Below are 14,483 nucleotides of genomic sequence, written 5' to 3'. Positions count from 1 at the left end.
CTAGGAGAGACATGGCCGACACCCAGGTGCGCGAGAAGACCCCGGTCGACTTCTGGTTCGACCCGCTCTGCCCCTGGGCCTGGATGACGTCCCGCTGGATGCTGGAGGTCGAGAAGGTCCGCGACGTCGAGGTGCGCTGGCACGTGATGAGCCTCGCCGTCCTGAACGAGAACAAGCTCGACGAGCTGCCCGAGCGCTACCGCGAACTGCTCGGCCCCAAGGGCTGGGCGCCGGTCCGCGTGGTCATCGCGGCCCAGCAGAAGCACGGTGAGGAGATCACCGGCAAGCTCTACACCGCGCTCGGCACCCGGATCCACAACGAGGACAAGGGCGCGACCCGCGAGGTCATCGCCGAGGCGCTGGAGGAGGTCGGCCTGCCGGCCGAGCTGCTCGCCTACGCCGACTCCGACGAGTACGACCAGGTGCTGCGCGACTCCCACAACAACGGCATCGAGCGCGTCGGCCAGGAGGTCGGCACCCCGGTGATCTCCGTGCCCGGCGCCGAGGGCGACGAGGTGGCCTTCTTCGGTCCGGTCGTCACCCCGACCCCGCGCGGCGAGGCCGCCGCCCGGCTGTGGGACGGCACCCTGCTGGTCGCCTCCACCCCCGGCTTCTACGAGATCAAGCGCACCCGCACCAAGGGCCCGTCCTTCGAGTAGGCCTTGCCTTCCGGCGGACTGTCCGGCGCATACGGAAGACCCCCGCAAGTCACGTCCTTGCGGGGGTCTTCCGTTGGACACGCCCGCACGCGAAGGTTGAGAAGACGATCACGAGGCGGACGGCTCGGTGGAGCTGCGATCAGCCCTTGACGGGGATCAGCAGCGGGGTGTTCGCCTTGGCGTCGGCGTAGCGCTTGGCCACGTCCTGCCAGTTGACGACGTTCCACATGGCCTCGATGAAGTCCACCTTCTGGTTCTTGTACTGCAGGTAGAAGGCGTGCTCCCAGGCGTCGAAGACCAGGATCGGCGTGCTGGCCGCACCCACGTTGCCCTGGTGGTCGTAGACCTGCTCGACGATCAGGCGGCCGCTGACGGGCTCGTACGCGAGGACGCCCCAGCCGGAGCCCTGCGTCGCGGAGGACGCGAAGGTCAGCTGCTTCTTGAACTTGGCGAAGGAGCCGAAGGACTCGGTGATCGCGTCCGCGAGCTCGCCGACGCCGTCCGCCGCGGTGGGCTCGCCGCCGCCCTCGCCGGTCTTCGGGCTGGCCATGTTGTGCCAGTAGATGCTGTGCAGGATGTGGCCGGAGAGGTGGAAGGCCAGGTTCTTCTCCAGGCCGTTCAGCGCGCCCCAGTTCTCGTCGTCGCGCGCCTGCGCCAGCTGTTCCAGCGTGGTGTTGGCGCCGGCGACGTAGGCCGCGTGGTGCTTGTCGTGGTGCAGCTCGATGATCTGCGGGTTGATCACCGGCTCCAGCGCCGCGTAGTCGTACGGAAGCTCAGGAAGCGTGTAGATGGCCATGCGTGTTATCCGGTCCCCTCAGCGTGCCAACTGCTTATTGCAATCAATGCGCAACTGCACGCTAGCAGTATCTATTCCAGTGATCACGTAAGGGTCGCCTCTGTACAACGCAGCTGGGCCCCGTGCGAACGCACGGGGCCCAGCTGGGGACGGAGCGGATGTCAGCGGGCGGCCGCCGCCCGGCGCTGCGCCACGTAGCCGGTCGCCGCCAGGGCGACGGTGAGGCCGCCGGTGAAGACCACCTGGACCCGGGTGTCCTGGTCCAGGACCATCAGGACCAGGACCCCGGCCACCCCGGCCAGTGCCACCCACGTCAGATACGGGAAGCCCCACATCTTCACGACCAGTTTCTGCGGGGCCTCCCGCTCCAGACGGCGCCGCAGCACGAACTGCGAGACGGCGATGAAGCCCCAGACGACGAGGATGACCCCGCCGACCATGTTCAGCAGCCAGGCGAACAGTGTGTCCGGGTACCAGTACGACAGCAGCACGGTGACGAAGCCGAACCCGCAGGAGGCGAGCACCGCGCGGCGCGGCACCCGGCCGCTGACCTTGCCCAGCGCCTTGGGGCCCTGGCCGCGGGAGACGAGCGAGTAGGCCATGCGCGAGGAGCCGTAGATGTTGGCGTTCATCGCCGACAGCAGGGCGATCAGGATGACCACGTTCATGATCTCGCCGGCGGCCGGGATCCCCAGGTGGTCCAGGGCGGCCGCGTACGGGCCGTCCTCGGTCACCCCCGGGTCGTTCCACGGCAGCAGCGTGACGATGATCAGCATGGAGCCGACGTAGACGATCGCGATCCGCCACATGGTGGTCTTCACCGCCCTGGCCACGCCCTTGACGGGGTCCTCCGACTCGGCGGCCGCGATGGTCACCGTCTCCAGGCCGCCGTACGCGACGACCGAGGCGAGCAGTCCGACCAGCAGTCCGTCCATGCCGTTGGGCAGGAACCCGCCGTCGTGCAGCAGGTTGGCGGTGCCGGGGGAGGAGGTGCCGGGCAGCAGGCCGAGCACGGCCAGCACGCCCAGGCCCAGGAAGAGCGCGATCGCACCGATCTTGAGAGCGGCGAACCAGAACTCGAACTCGCCGAAGTTCGAGACGGCGGCCAGGTTGGTGCCGCAGAACAGCGCCATGAAGGCCAGCACCCACATCCAGGACGGGGTGCCGGGGAACCAGCCGGTCATGATGTGGGCGGCGCCGATCGCCTCGATGGCCACGCCCACGCACAGCAGGGTCCAGAACATCCAGCCGGCCGTGAAGCCGGCCCAGGGGCCGATCGCCCGGTCCGCGTGCACGGAGAAGGAGCCGGAGGCGGGGTCCGCGGCGGACATCTCGCCGAGCATCCGCATCACGAACATCACGAGCAGACCGGACACGGCGTACGCGATGACGATCGAGGGACCCGCGGCGGCGATGCCGGCGCCGGAGCCCACGAAGAGGCCGGCGCCGATGACACCGCCGAGGGCGATCATCGAGAGGTGGCGCTGCTTGAGGCCGTTGCCGAGGGGGGATCCGCCCTCGGCCCGCGCCGCCGTGCCGTGCTGCTGCTCAGGGGGTGTGATGGTGCTCTGACTCATGGGGTCATAGTGCCCACCGTCCGTTTATCGAACATTTCTTGTCCAATATCCGGACAGTGGGCGGTGGGCGCGGACTTCAGGCCGCCCGGCGCGCCCGCAGCTCGCGCACCCACGCCACCACGAGGACCGCCCCGGCCGCACCCGTGGACCACAGCAGCTGCGGCCGCGCCGCGTCGTCGAACAGCATCAGCACCAGTACCGCCGCCATGCCGAGCAGCGCCGCCCACGTCAGGTACGGGAAGCACCACATCCGCAGCGTCAGGCGTTCCGGCATCTCCCGCTCCAGCATCCGCCGCAGCTTCAGCTCCGAGACCGCGATCAGCGCCCACACGAACAGCAGCACCGAGCCGACCGCGTTCAGCATGTAGAGGAAGACCGTGTCCGGCCACAGCAGGTTCAGCACCACCGACACGAAGCCGAAGGCCACCGAGGCGAACACGGCCCGGCGCGGCACGCCGCCGCCCGACACCTTCAGCAGCGACTTGGGCGCCTCGCCTCGCTCGGCCAGCGAGAACACCATGCGCGAGGAGCCGTACAGGTTCGCGTTGAGCGCCGACAGCAGCGCCACGAACACCACGATGTTCATGATCTGGCCGGCCCCGGGGATCCCGATCGAGTCCAGGACGGCGACGTACGGGCTCTGCCCCGGCTCCAGCGAGTCCCACGGCAGCAGGGTCACGATGACCACCATCGAGCCGACGTAGAAGAAGAGGATGCGCCACACGGCGCTGCGCACCGCGCGGGCCACGGACTTGGCCGGGTCGTCGGACTCGGCGGCCGCGATGGTGACGACCTCCAGGCCGCCGAAGGCGAAGATGACCGCGAGCATGCCGGCGACCACCCCGCCGATGCCCTCGGGGAAGAACCCGCCCTGGCCGGTCAGGTTGGCCGTGCCGATGGGATCGGTGTCGGGCAGCAGACCGAAGATCGCCAGGGTGCCGAGGATCAGGAAGAGGATGATCGCGCCGACCTTGAGGGCCGCGAACCAGAACTCGAACTCGCCGAAGTTCTTCACGGCGGCCAGGTTGCTCACGGTGAAGACCACCATGAAGATCAGCACCCAGACCCACTGGTCGACCGAGGGGAGCCAGCCGTTCGCGATCTTCGCCGCGCCGGTGGCCTCCACCGCCAACACCACGACCAGCAGGAACCAGTAGAGCCAGCCCGCCGTGAACCCGGCCCAGCGCCCCAGCGCCTTCTCCGCGTACACGGAGAACGAGCCGGAGGCGGGCATCGCCGCCGACATCTCGCCGAGCGCGCGCATCACCAGCATGGCGAGGGCGCCCGCGAGCAGGTACGAGCAGATGATCGCGGGGCCGGCGATGCCGATGCCCGCGCCGGAGCCGACGAACAGCCCGGCGCCGATCACGCCGCCGAGGCCGAGCATGGTCAGGTGGCGCTGCTTGAGGCTGTGGCTGAGGGGTTCCGCCGGCAACTCGGGCCCGCCGGGAGGGTTCGGCCCGGCCGGTCCCGTCGGTCCTGCTGGAGGGTTGGTGGGCAAGCGGTCGCGCATGAGTGGGTGCTCGTACTCTCGTGCTCGGCAGCGGCGGTGGGGGCTCCGCATTCGGATTGGCGGGACCCTACAGTCTCGCCGGACGGCGCCCATCCGCGCAAAACGGACGTGTTGTCTGAATCTGGCTCGTGACGCGGATCACTCCCCCTCGGGTGTGGAACCGCCTCTTTGTGCACTCCCCACCAAACCGGTGAGCAGGGCTTTGTCCCGGCCGGAGGTGGGGCGGCGCCCGGCCGCGCACTAGCGTCGGTGATCGTCCCGTCACCCTCACCCCGCGGAGCCTCCGATGAGCACTGCTTCCGTCTCCTTCCGCCCCGGCGCCGTCCTGGCCGACCTGCTGCCCGCGAGCCGCGTCCGCGACATCGCGCTCGTCACCGGCGGGGCCGCGCTCACCGGCCTCGCCGCGCAGATCGCCGTGCCCGTCCCCGGCTCCCCGGTCCCGGTCACCGGCCAGACCTTCGCGGCCCTGCTGGTCGGTACCGCGCTGGGCGCCCGCCGCGGCTTCCTCTCGCTCGCCCTGTACGCCCTCGTCGGCATGGCGGGCGTGCCGTGGTTCGCCGGCGGTACCTCCGGCGCGGGCGGTGCCTCGTTCGGCTACGTGCTCGGCATGCTCCTCGCCGCCACCGTCGTGGGGGCGCTGGCCCGCCGCGGCGCCGACCGCTCGGTCCTCCGTACGGCGGGCACGATGGCGCTGGGCTCGGCCCTGATCTACGCCGTGGGCGTGCCGTACCTCGCGCTGTCCACCGGGATGTCCTTCGGCGCGGCCGTCGCGGCGGGGCTGACCCCGTTCCTGATCGGCGACACGCTCAAGGCGGCGCTGGCGATGGGCCTGCTGCCCGCCACGTGGAAGCTGGTCGGCCGCAAGTAGCCGGAGGCCCCCCTACGGCAGACACGGCAGACACCGCAGACACGGCAGCCCCGGACCACGTGAAGTGGTCCGGGGCTGCCGTGTTCGCGCATGCGTGCCTAGGCGCGCTCGGCGGCCTTGCGGCGCACGTCGCGCACCACGCCGATGACCAGCACGACGGCGGCGACCAGCAGCGACAGCGTGACCGTCTCGCGGTTGTCCTTGTCGTAGACCATGTAGCCCAGGACGAAGGTGATCATCGCGGCGGTGGCCCACGTCAGGTACGGGAAGAGCCACATCTTGACCGTCAGCTTGTCCGGCGCCTCGCGCACCAGGATCTTGCGCATCCGCAGCTGGGTCAGGCAGATGACCAGCCACACGAAGAGCGCGATCGCACCCGAGGAGTTCAGCAGGAAGCTGAAGACCGTGTCCGGGGAGGTGTAGTTGAAGTAGACGGCGGCGAAGCCGAAGACCACCGAGCCCAGGATCGCGGCCGTGGGCACGCCCTTCTTGTTGACCTTGGCGAAGACCTTGGGCGCGTCACCGCGCTCGCCCAGCGAGAACGCCATGCGGGAGGCCGTGTACATGCCCGAGTTCAGGCAGGACAGCACGGCCGTCAGGACGATCACGTTCATGATCTGGCCGGCGTGCGCGATGCCGATGGAGTCCAGGGCGGCGACGTACGAGCCCTTGTCGACGATCGACTTGTCGTTCCACGGCAGCAGGGTGAGGACGATGAAGATCGACCCCAGGTAGAAGACGCCGATGCGCCAGATCACCGAGTTGGTGGCCTTGGTGACCGCGCGGCGCGGGTCCTCGGACTCGCCGGCCGCCAGGGTGACGATCTCGCTGCCCATGAAGGAGAAGACGACCATCAGCACACCGGTGAGGATGGAGCCCCAGCCGTTCGGCATGAATCCGCCGGCGTCGGTGAGGTGGGCGAATCCCGCGCCCGGGTTGTCCGAACCGGGCAGCACGCCGAAGACGGCGAGCATGCCGACGATGACGAAGGCGCCGATGGCGACGACCTTGATGCCGGCGAACCAGAACTCGAACTCGCCGTACGAGGCGACGGAGCCGAGGTTGGTGATCGTCAGGACGGCCATCACGATCAGGGCCCAGCCCCACTGCGGGACGGCCGGGATCCAGCCCTCGAGGATCTTCGCACCGGCGGTCGCCTCCACGGCGAGCACGACGACCCAGAAGAACCAGTACAGCCAGCCGATGGAGAAGCCGGCCCAGCGGCCGAGCGCGCGGTCGGCGTACGCGGAGAAAGAGCCGGAGTTCGGGCTGGCGGCGGCCATCTCGCCCAGCATCCGCATCACGAAGACGACCATCGCGCCGACGAGGAGGTACGAGATCAGGATGGCGGGGCCGGCCTTGGCGATGCCGCCACCGGAGCCGACGAAGAGACCGGCGCCAATGACGCCGCCAATGGCGATCATGGACAGGTGGCGGTTCTTGAGACCGGCCTTCAGACCGTCGGAGGGCTGCGTGTCGCCGGAGTTACCGGACGGGTCGCCTGCCTTCTGAAGGGTCGTCGTGGAGCTCATGGACGGATCCTTAGGTTCTCGGGTTGCGAGCCCGGGCATTCAAACCTGAGATGAACGCAGGACGGAAGACCTCAATCCGGATCGTTGCTTTGGGACGAACGTCCAGGACCTGGGTCCCGCCGTGTCCCATCTGCGTTCTTTGGGTTTACTTGAGCTTTAGAAGTGACTTACGCGACACCCTGCCGCGGTCTGCGGGGGGTGCCCGTGCCACACTCGTGCCATGCGCGTGTACCTCGGATCCGACCATGCCGGCTTTGAGCTCAAGAACCACCTGGTGGACTGGCTCAAGAACAACGGCCACGAGCCCGTCGACTGCGGGCCCCACATCTACGACGCGGTGGACGACTACCCGCCGTTCTGCCTGCGCGCCGCGGAGAAGACCGCCGCGGACGCCGACAGCCTCGGCATCGTCATCGGCGGCTCCGGCAACGGCGAGCAGATCGCCGCGAACAAGGTCAAGGGCGTCCGCGCCATCCTGGCCTGGAGCGTCGAGACCGCGAAGCTCGGCCGTGAGCACAACAACGCCAACGTGATCTCCGTCGGCGGCCGCATGCACACGCAGGACGAGGCCGTCGGCTTCATCGAGGCCTTCCTGGCGACCCCGTACTCCGGCGAGGAGCGCCACACCCGCCGCATCGACATGCTCTCCGCGTACGAGCAGACCGGCGAGCTCCCCCCGATCCCGGCCCACCACCCGCAGGGCTGATCTTCCGCTTCACCGTGCCGCCGCGGCCTCGGGCCCGGCGGCACGGCCGTTCCCAGAGGTAGGAGCAGTGCAGTGCCCGAGGGGCATACGATCCACCGCCTCGCCCAGGACCACACCGAGCGCTTCGCCGGGCAGCCGGTCCGGGTGAGCAGCCCGCAGGGCCGCTTCGCCGAGAGCGCCGCCCTGCTCGACGGGCGGGACCTGGAGAGCGCAGAGGCGCACGGCAAGCACCTGTTCCTGGAACTCGGCGACGCCTGGATCCACATCCACCTCGGCCTGTTCGGCAAGCTCGGCTTCGGCCCCGCCCCGGCGCCCCCGGCCACGGACACGGTCCGGCTGCGGCTGCTCAACCCCGAGCACTGGGCCGACCTGCGCGGCCCCACCGCCTGCGCACTGATCGGCGAAGCCGAGAAGAAGGCGATACACGAGCGGCTCGGCCCCGACCCGCTGCGCCCGGCCGACGACCCGGACCGCGCCTGGAAGCGGATCTCCCGCTCCCGCACCACCGTCGCCGCCCTCCTCATGGACCAGAAGGTGATCGCCGGCGTCGGCAACGTCTACCGCGCCGAGGTCCTCTTCCGTCACGGCATCGACCCGTACCGGCTGGGCAAGGACCTCACGCGCGGCGAGTGGGACGCCATGTGGGCGGACCTGGCGGCGCTGATGCGCGAGGGCGTGCGGAACAACCGGATCGACACGGTCCGCGACGAGCACCTGCCCGAGGCCATGGGCCGCCCGCCGCGCGTGGACGACCACGGCGGGGAGGTGTACGTCTACCGCCGGGCGAACATGCCCTGCCACATCTGCGGGACCGAGGTCCGCACCGCCGGCCTGGCGGCGCGGAACCTCTTCTGGTGCCCCTCCTGCCAGACCCGCTGAGGCCGCGGGGCCCTCAGGCCGGACGCCGGCTCAGAAGCCGTGCGGGAGCCAGGGCGCCACATCGCCGGTGAAGGCCCGCGAGGCCGCCGCCAGGGCGCCCGGACGCAGCTCGCGCACCCGGCCGGCCGCCGCCAGGGAGGTCAGGGTGACCCCGCCGAGGTACGCCGAGCCCAGCTCCCGGACCGACAGCTCCAGGTCCGCCGGCGCGTCCGACCGGGTACAGGCGACCGGGCCGCCGGCCTCGGCCGCAAGGCGCCACCGGCCCTCGTTCCACGGGCAGAACGCGTCCTCGACCTGCATGACCACGTCCAGCCCGGCCCCGTACGCCCGCGCCCGGAGCGCCGCGGGCAGGTCCACCAGCCGTACGTGCAGGGCGTCCCGCTGCCGGGCGTGGGCCCGCCGGACGTCACTGACCAGGTGCAGCACCGGATCGTCCACGGGCCGCCCGTACGCCTGCACCCGCCAGGTCAGGTCGATGCCGAAGAGGTACCGCCACAGCGCCGCGTACGCCGTCGGCTCCAGCGCCTCCAGCTGCAGGACGCTGACCTTGCCGTCCGAACCGCTCTGGTCCCAGTCGGGCTTGACCCGGTAGCGCGCGTACCCGACGACCTCCCCGTCCGGCGCCTCCGCGACCACGCACTTCAGCGGGGACGCGCCGTCCCGCACGGCCGGCGGGTCCAGCAGACCCTGCCGCTCCCAGCCCGGTTGGCGGGCCGGCATCCCGGGGCGCCCGGCGACCAGCCCGGCGTACACCCGCTCGCAGTCGGCCAGCGCCTTCTCCGGATCGACGAGCCGCAGCCGTACGTCGTCCGTCCCCGGCGGCACGGACAGCCGTACCCGCGTCGTGTCGATGTCCACGGACATCGCGTACGTCGCGGTGCCGTAGCCGAAACGCCCGTAGATCGCCGGATCCGATGCCGTCAGCACCGCGATCGGCTCGCCACCCGCCCGGATGTCGTCCAGTTGGCGGCGCATCATCGAGGTCAGCACCCCGCGCCGGCGGTGGGTGGGGGAGACGCCCACCGTCGTGACCCCGGCGGCCGGAACCAGCGCGCCGCCCGGAACGGAGATCCGGAAACTGAAGGCCCCGGCCGAGCCCACGCAGTTCTCGCCGTCCCAGACCCCGAGGGAACGTTCCGTCTCGGTCAGTGACTTGTAGAGTTTCCGCTCCGCAGGGGAGTCGGGCACGCCGCCGAACGCCAGTTCCAGATGGTCGTACCAGACATCCCACTCATTGGCTTGCAATTCGCGCATCTCAAGAGCCATACGGCCATCCCTATCAGGGCCTTCCGTCCCAGTCGAAGCCTTTTCGGCCGCCGCCCGGGCCCCCGGTCCGGGGGTCCCCCTGCGCGCGCACAGCCAGGATGGATAGGGTCCCGAAGCAATGGCCGGAGCACGCATGGAGACGCTCATGGCCCGGACGCGCATGCTGTCGCACCGGGCCCGCACCGCCCTGCGCAAATCCGCCGTCGACTACTTCCGCGGCGACGCCTCCGACTGGCTCGCCTTCGCCGGACTCCTCCTGACCGTGCCCGCGATCGCCTGCGGCACGCTCATGCTGCCCGTCTGGTTCTCGCCCTCCGCCCTCGTCCTGCCCATCGTCGCGGGCGGCCTGCTGCTGCGCCCCGCGAGCCTGCTCGCGCTGTACGCGGCCTCCGCGGCCGCCCTCATCGTCGAGGCGCTGGTCCTCGGGCCGTACACCCAGGGCCCCGCCCGGGTCACCCCCGGCACCGTCCTGGTCGTGGCCGCCTGCGGATTCTTCGGACTGGTCATCGCGCAGTTCCGCAGCCGCGTCGGCGTGCCCTGGCGGCGCGGCGGCACGATGCTCTTCGACCTTCGCGAACGCATCCGGGTCCAGAGCAAGCTGCCCGCCCTGCCGCGCGGCTGGCACCGCGAGATGGCCCTGCGCCCGGCCGGCGGCCAGTCCTTCTCCGGCGACTTCGTCGTCGCCGCCCGTACGAACGGCGGCCGCACCCTGGAGATCGTCCTGACCGACGTCTCCGGCAAGGGCATGGAGGCCGGCTCCCGCGCCCTGCTGCTCTCCGGTGCCTTCGGCGGCCTGCTCGGCGCCCTGCCCCCGCACGGCTTCCTGCCCGCCGCCAACGGCTACCTGCTCCGCCAGGACTGGGACGAGGGCTTCGCCACCTCCATCCACCTCGTCCTGGACCTGGAGACGGGCGACTACGAGCTCCTCTCCGCAGGCCACCTGCCCGCCCTCCAGCTCTCCGCGGGCACCGGCCGCTGGGAGGAGCGGTCCGGCGAGGGCCCGCTGCTCGGCGTGTACGACGGCGCCGAGTTCGAACCCGCCCGCGGCAACCTCCGCCGCGGCGACGTCCTCATGCTCTTCACGGACGGGCTGGTCGAGACCGCCGACCGCGACATCAGCGAGGGCATCGACCGCCTCACCGGCGAGGCCGACCGCTACGTCGCCGCCGGGTGGGAGGGCGCGGCCTGGCACCTGATCGAAAAGGTCGCCAAGGACGTCAACGACGACCGCGCCCTGCTGCTCATCCGCCGCTCCCCCTGACCTTCGTACGGGGGTTTTCCCCACCACCGATCCGCCTGGCTCCGCCATGTCCGCACCCGTACCCCCGTCCGTAGCGTCGGGACCACGATCACCGACGGGTACGGAAGGCGGCACACCATGGGGCTCCGGCGGAGCAGGCGGCAGCGCGAGAGCACGCGGGCGGAGTACGACGGCACCGGGCCGGCGGCGTACGGCGGCACGGGGCGGGCGGGGTACGGCGGCAGCAGGCCGGCGGGGTCCGGCGGCACGGGGCAGGCGGGGTACGGCGGCACCCAGGCGGGGTACGACGGCACGGCCGCGGTCGAGCTGCGCGGCGTACGGCGCGAGTACGGCCGGGGGGCCGCCACCGTGCACGCGCTGCGCGGGATCGACCTCAGCCTGCCGCGCGGCAGCTTCACCGCCGTGATGGGGCCCTCCGGCTCCGGCAAGTCCACCTTCCTCCAGTGCGCGGCCGGACTGGACGTGCCCACCGCGGGCTCCGTCCGCCTCGGCGGCACCGAGATCACCGGCATGAACGAGAACGAGCTCACCGAACTGCGCCGCAGCCGCCTCGGCTTCGTCTTCCAGGCCTTCAACCTGCTGCCCTCCCTCACCGTGGAGCAGAACGTGCTGCTCCCGATGCGGCTCGCCGGCGCCGGATCCTCGCGGCAGGGCCGGGACCGGGCCGCCGACCTGCTCGCCCGCGTCGGCCTCGAAGGCAAGGGCGGCCGCCGCCCCGCCGAGCTCTCCGGCGGCCAGCAGCAGCGCGTCGCCATCGCGCGGGCCCTGGTCACCCGGCCCGATGTCGTCTTCGCCGACGAACCCACCGGCGCCCTCGACACCACCACTGCCGCCGAGGTCCTCGGACTGCTCCGGTCCGCCGTGGACTCGCTCGGCGCCACCATCGTCATGGTCACCCACGACCCGGCCGCCGCGGCCGCCGCCGACCAGGTGCTCTTCCTCGCCGACGGCCTCATCGCCGACCGGCTGCCGCAGAGCTCCGCCGCGGCCATCGCCGCCCGGATGACCGCCCTCACGGCCCCCGCCTACGCAGGAGCGGCCGCCTGATGCTGCTCCACCCCAATGGCCTGGCCCGGGCCGCCGTGCGGTTCCGCCCCGCCGCCTTCGCCGGCACCTTCGTCGCCCTGCTCATGACCGTCGCCATCGTCTCCGCCTGCGGGATCCTGCTGGAGAGCGGGGTCCGGGCGAGCCTCCCGCCGGCCCGTTACGCGCAGGCGCCCGTCGTCGTGGCCGCCGACCAGCAGATCCACTGGGAGGCGGGCAGCGGGGAGGGCGCCTACGAGGAATCGGTACGGGTCCCGGAGCGGGCCAGGGTCGACGCCGCCCTGCTGGAGCGGCTGGCCCCGCTCGGCCGGGCCGTCCCCGACGTGGTGTTCCCCGTACGGGGCGGTGCGGGCTCCGGCTCCGTGGAGGCCTCCGGCTGGGGCGCGTCCGCCTTCACGGGTGCGGCGCTCGCGGGAGGCCGGGCCCCGGGGGCTCCGGGGGAGGTCGTCCTGGGTGCGGGTGCGGGGTTCGCGGGGGATCGGGTGTCGCTCGACACCCCGGTCGGGAAGCGGGAATTCCGGGTCGTGGGACGGGCCGAGGGCACCGGAGTCTGGTTCTCAGACGCCGAGGCCCGCGCCCTGTCCGGGCACCCCGGCGCACTCGACGCGGTCGTGCTGTTCGACGCCGACCCGGAGCGGGTCCGCGCCGCCGTCGACGGCAGCGCCCAGGTGCTGACCGGGGGCGCCCGCGCCGTGGACCCGCGGCTCGCGGGCGCCCGGGATCTGCTGACGGGCCTCGGCGGCTCCTTCGGCGGCATCGCCACCCTCGTCGCCGTCTTCACCGCCGCAGGGACGGTCGCCCTCTGCGTCGCGCAGCGCTCCCGCGAGTTCGCCCTGCTGCGCGCCGTCGGAGCCACCCCGCGGCAGATCCGGCGCATCGTCGCCACCGAAGCGCTGCTCGTCGCGCCCGCCGCGGGTGTGCTGGGCTGCGTACCCGGCCTCGGCCTCGCCGCATGGTGGTTCGGACAGCTGAAGGCCAAGGGTGCGATCCCGGACGGGGTGGAACTCGCCGTCTCCTGGATCCCGCTCGTCTCGGCCGCCGGCATCGGTCTGGTCACCGCGCTGCTCGCCGGCTGGGCCGCCGCACGCCGGCCCGCCCGGATCCGGCCCGGCCAGGCGCTGGCCGCGGCCGCCGTGGAACGCGTGCGGCCGGGATGGATCCGTACACCGCTGGGCATCGCCGCCCTGGCCGGCGGGACCGCCTGCGCGGGGCTGGCCGCCACCTCCGGCGGGGAGGACGCCGCCAACGCCGCTCTGGGCGTGGTCATGCTCTTCATGCTGGCCGTGGCCCTGCTGGGGCCGCTGATCGCCCGCGGCTGCGCCGGCCTGCTCGGCCTCCCGCTGCGCGCCGCGGGCGCGGCCGGCTCCCTCGCCGCCGCCAACTCCCGGGCCCACGCCCGCCGGCTCGCCTCTGCGATCACCCCGATCGTGCTCGCCATGGCCTTCTCCTCCACCCTCGTCTTCCTGCAGACGAGCGAGGAAGACGCGACGCGCCGGCAGCAGAGCGCGGGTCTTCTGGCCGACCACGTGATCAGCGACCCGCCGGCCGACGCGCGCGGGGGAGTCGCGGTCACCCGCACTTCGGTGCTGGCGGTGTTCGGCAAGGGCGCCGAGCGGCGCTTCCAGTCCACCTCGGCCCAGGGCGTCGCGGGGGACGTCACCACCGTCCAGGACCTGGGCGTACGGGAGGGCAGCCTCGGCGCGCTGCGCCCCGGCACGATCGCCGTGGACCGCAGCGTGGCGGAGTCCGCCCGGCTCGGCGTCGGCGACCACGTCGAACTCCGCCTCCCCGACGGGGCCCCGGCGAACCCCGAGATCGTGGCCGTCTACACCCGGGGCCTGGGCCTCGGCCAGGTCACCCTCCCGGCGTCCGACCTGACCGGCCACACCACGGCGGGGCGCGCCACCGAACTCCTCGTCCGCGGCCCGCTCCCGGCGGGACTGGGGCCGGCGATGTCCCCCTCGGACTGGACCACCGCGCAGAACACGGACCGCGAGGTCAACGCCTGGGCCAATGCCGTCATGGCGGCCGTCCTCGGCGGCTTCGCGGCCGTCGCCGCGGCCAACACCCTGGTGATGACCGTCCTCGACCGCCGCCGCGAGCTGCGGATGCTGCGCCTGGTCGGCTCTACCCGGCGCCAGGTCCTGCGGATGCTCCGCTGGGAGGCCCTCCTGATCGGCGGCGCGGGCGTCGCCCTGGGCAGCGCGATCGCCCTGGCCACGCTGTTCCCGCTGACCAAGGCTGTTACGGGGGCGCCCCCGCACATCCCGCCGATGCTGTACGCCTCCTTCGCGGCGGCCGCCCTGACCCTGGGCCTGACGGCCACGGCCCTCCCGGCCCGCTGGTCGCTCCGCCGCGGGGCCCAGTCGCTCTAGTCGAACC

General features: G+C 72.1%; 12 protein-coding genes. 7 read left to right on the top strand and 5 right to left on the bottom strand.

Annotated features, from left to right (window positions below):
* The first annotated feature begins 11 nt into the window (after positions 1 to 11).
* Positions 12 to 659, top strand: coding sequence for a DsbA family protein (locus ACIBAD_RS09690; protein WP_134075502.1), 648 nt, complete (start codon positions 12 to 14; stop codon positions 657 to 659).
* A 139-nt stretch (positions 660 to 798) separates the two neighbouring features.
* Here the strand turns inward: ACIBAD_RS09690 and ACIBAD_RS09685 are convergent, their stop codons facing one another.
* The 3 genes from ACIBAD_RS09685 to ACIBAD_RS09675 form a co-directional block, all read right to left on the bottom strand.
* A complete protein-coding gene (locus tag ACIBAD_RS09685) occupies positions 799 to 1,455 on the bottom strand; it encodes a superoxide dismutase (RefSeq protein ID WP_134075501.1) in 657 nt (218 codons plus the stop codon).
* A 161-nt stretch (positions 1,456 to 1,616) separates the two neighbouring features.
* Positions 1,617 to 3,032 carry an amino acid permease gene (locus ACIBAD_RS09680; RefSeq protein ID WP_398905605.1) on the bottom strand — a complete coding sequence of 472 codons (1,416 nt, stop codon included), beginning with the start codon at positions 3,030 to 3,032 and terminating at the stop codon, positions 1,617 to 1,619.
* Between the two features lie 76 nt (positions 3,033 to 3,108).
* Positions 3,109 to 4,545: an amino acid permease gene (locus ACIBAD_RS09675; RefSeq protein ID WP_398905603.1), complete on the bottom strand. Its 1,437-nt coding sequence runs from the start codon at positions 4,543 to 4,545 to the stop codon at positions 3,109 to 3,111.
* A gap of 286 nt (positions 4,546 to 4,831) precedes the next feature.
* Between ACIBAD_RS09675 and ACIBAD_RS09670 the strand changes: the two genes are divergently transcribed.
* Positions 4,832 to 5,413, top strand: coding sequence for a biotin transporter BioY (locus ACIBAD_RS09670; protein ID WP_398905601.1), 582 nt, complete (start codon positions 4,832 to 4,834; stop codon positions 5,411 to 5,413).
* A 98-nt stretch (positions 5,414 to 5,511) separates the two neighbouring features.
* Here ACIBAD_RS09670 and ACIBAD_RS09665 read toward each other — a convergent pair whose 3' ends face one another.
* Positions 5,512 to 6,945 (bottom strand): amino acid permease, encoded by a 1,434-nt coding sequence (locus ACIBAD_RS09665; RefSeq protein ID WP_134075497.1) that lies wholly within the window; start codon positions 6,943 to 6,945, stop codon positions 5,512 to 5,514.
* Positions 6,946 to 7,165: 220 nt separating this feature from the next.
* Here ACIBAD_RS09665 and ACIBAD_RS09660 point away from each other — a divergent pair, with 220 nt between their 5' ends.
* Both ACIBAD_RS09660 and ACIBAD_RS09655 read left to right on the top strand, forming a co-directional pair.
* On the top strand, positions 7,166 to 7,651 hold the full coding sequence (locus tag ACIBAD_RS09660) for a ribose-5-phosphate isomerase (RefSeq protein ID WP_134075496.1): 486 nt from the start codon (positions 7,166 to 7,168) through the stop codon (positions 7,649 to 7,651).
* Between the two features lie 72 nt (positions 7,652 to 7,723).
* Positions 7,724 to 8,530 (top strand): DNA-formamidopyrimidine glycosylase family protein, encoded by an 807-nt coding sequence (locus tag ACIBAD_RS09655; protein ID WP_134075495.1) that lies wholly within the window; start codon positions 7,724 to 7,726, stop codon positions 8,528 to 8,530.
* A gap of 30 nt (positions 8,531 to 8,560) precedes the next feature.
* Here ACIBAD_RS09655 and ACIBAD_RS09650 read toward each other — a convergent pair whose 3' ends face one another.
* Positions 8,561 to 9,796, bottom strand: coding sequence for a GNAT family N-acetyltransferase (locus ACIBAD_RS09650; protein ID WP_134075494.1), 1,236 nt, complete (start codon positions 9,794 to 9,796; stop codon positions 8,561 to 8,563).
* Positions 9,797 to 9,941: 145 nt separating this feature from the next.
* Between ACIBAD_RS09650 and ACIBAD_RS09645 the strand changes: the two genes are divergently transcribed.
* From ACIBAD_RS09645 to ACIBAD_RS09635, 3 genes are all read left to right on the top strand, one after another.
* Positions 9,942 to 11,057 carry a PP2C family protein-serine/threonine phosphatase gene (locus ACIBAD_RS09645; RefSeq protein ID WP_398905597.1) on the top strand — a complete coding sequence of 372 codons (1,116 nt, stop codon included), beginning with the start codon at positions 9,942 to 9,944 and terminating at the stop codon, positions 11,055 to 11,057.
* A gap of 117 nt (positions 11,058 to 11,174) precedes the next feature.
* Positions 11,175 to 12,104, top strand: a complete 930-nt coding sequence (locus tag ACIBAD_RS09640; RefSeq protein WP_208329146.1) for an ABC transporter ATP-binding protein — start codon at positions 11,175 to 11,177, stop codon at positions 12,102 to 12,104.
* Positions 12,104 to 14,476, top strand: a complete 2,373-nt coding sequence (locus ACIBAD_RS09635) for an FtsX-like permease family protein (protein WP_398905594.1) — start codon at positions 12,104 to 12,106, stop codon at positions 14,474 to 14,476. Before ACIBAD_RS09640 ends, ACIBAD_RS09635 begins: the two co-directional genes overlap by 1 nt.
* Positions 14,477 to 14,483 lie beyond the last annotated feature (7 nt).

It is taken from the genome of Streptomyces sp. NPDC051109 (assembly GCF_044455885.1).
GTDB lineage: Bacteria > Actinomycetota > Actinomycetes > Streptomycetales > Streptomycetaceae > Streptomyces.
This window is presented reverse-complemented; position numbering and strand designations above follow the sequence as displayed.

Coding starts and splice junctions, on each gene's coding strand:
- ACIBAD_RS09690 (WP_134075502.1), top strand. CDS start 12: ATGGCCGACACCCAGGTGCGCGAGAAGACCCCGGTCGACTTCTGGTTC.
- ACIBAD_RS09685 (WP_134075501.1), bottom strand. CDS start 1,455: ATGGCCATCTACACGCTTCCTGAGCTTCCGTACGACTACGCGGCGCTG.
- ACIBAD_RS09680 (WP_398905605.1), bottom strand. CDS start 3,032: ATGAGTCAGAGCACCATCACACCCCCTGAGCAGCAGCACGGCACGGCG.
- ACIBAD_RS09675 (WP_398905603.1), bottom strand. CDS start 4,545: ATGCGCGACCGCTTGCCCACCAACCCTCCAGCAGGACCGACGGGACCG.
- ACIBAD_RS09670 (WP_398905601.1), top strand. CDS start 4,832: ATGAGCACTGCTTCCGTCTCCTTCCGCCCCGGCGCCGTCCTGGCCGAC.
- ACIBAD_RS09665 (WP_134075497.1), bottom strand. CDS start 6,945: ATGAGCTCCACGACGACCCTTCAGAAGGCAGGCGACCCGTCCGGTAAC.
- ACIBAD_RS09660 (WP_134075496.1), top strand. CDS start 7,166: ATGCGCGTGTACCTCGGATCCGACCATGCCGGCTTTGAGCTCAAGAAC.
- ACIBAD_RS09650 (WP_134075494.1), bottom strand. CDS start 9,796: ATGGCTCTTGAGATGCGCGAATTGCAAGCCAATGAGTGGGATGTCTGG.
- ACIBAD_RS09645 (WP_398905597.1), top strand. CDS start 9,942: ATGGCCCGGACGCGCATGCTGTCGCACCGGGCCCGCACCGCCCTGCGC.
- ACIBAD_RS09640 (WP_208329146.1), top strand. CDS start 11,175: ATGGGGCTCCGGCGGAGCAGGCGGCAGCGCGAGAGCACGCGGGCGGAG.
- ACIBAD_RS09635 (WP_398905594.1), top strand. CDS start 12,104: ATGCTGCTCCACCCCAATGGCCTGGCCCGGGCCGCCGTGCGGTTCCGC.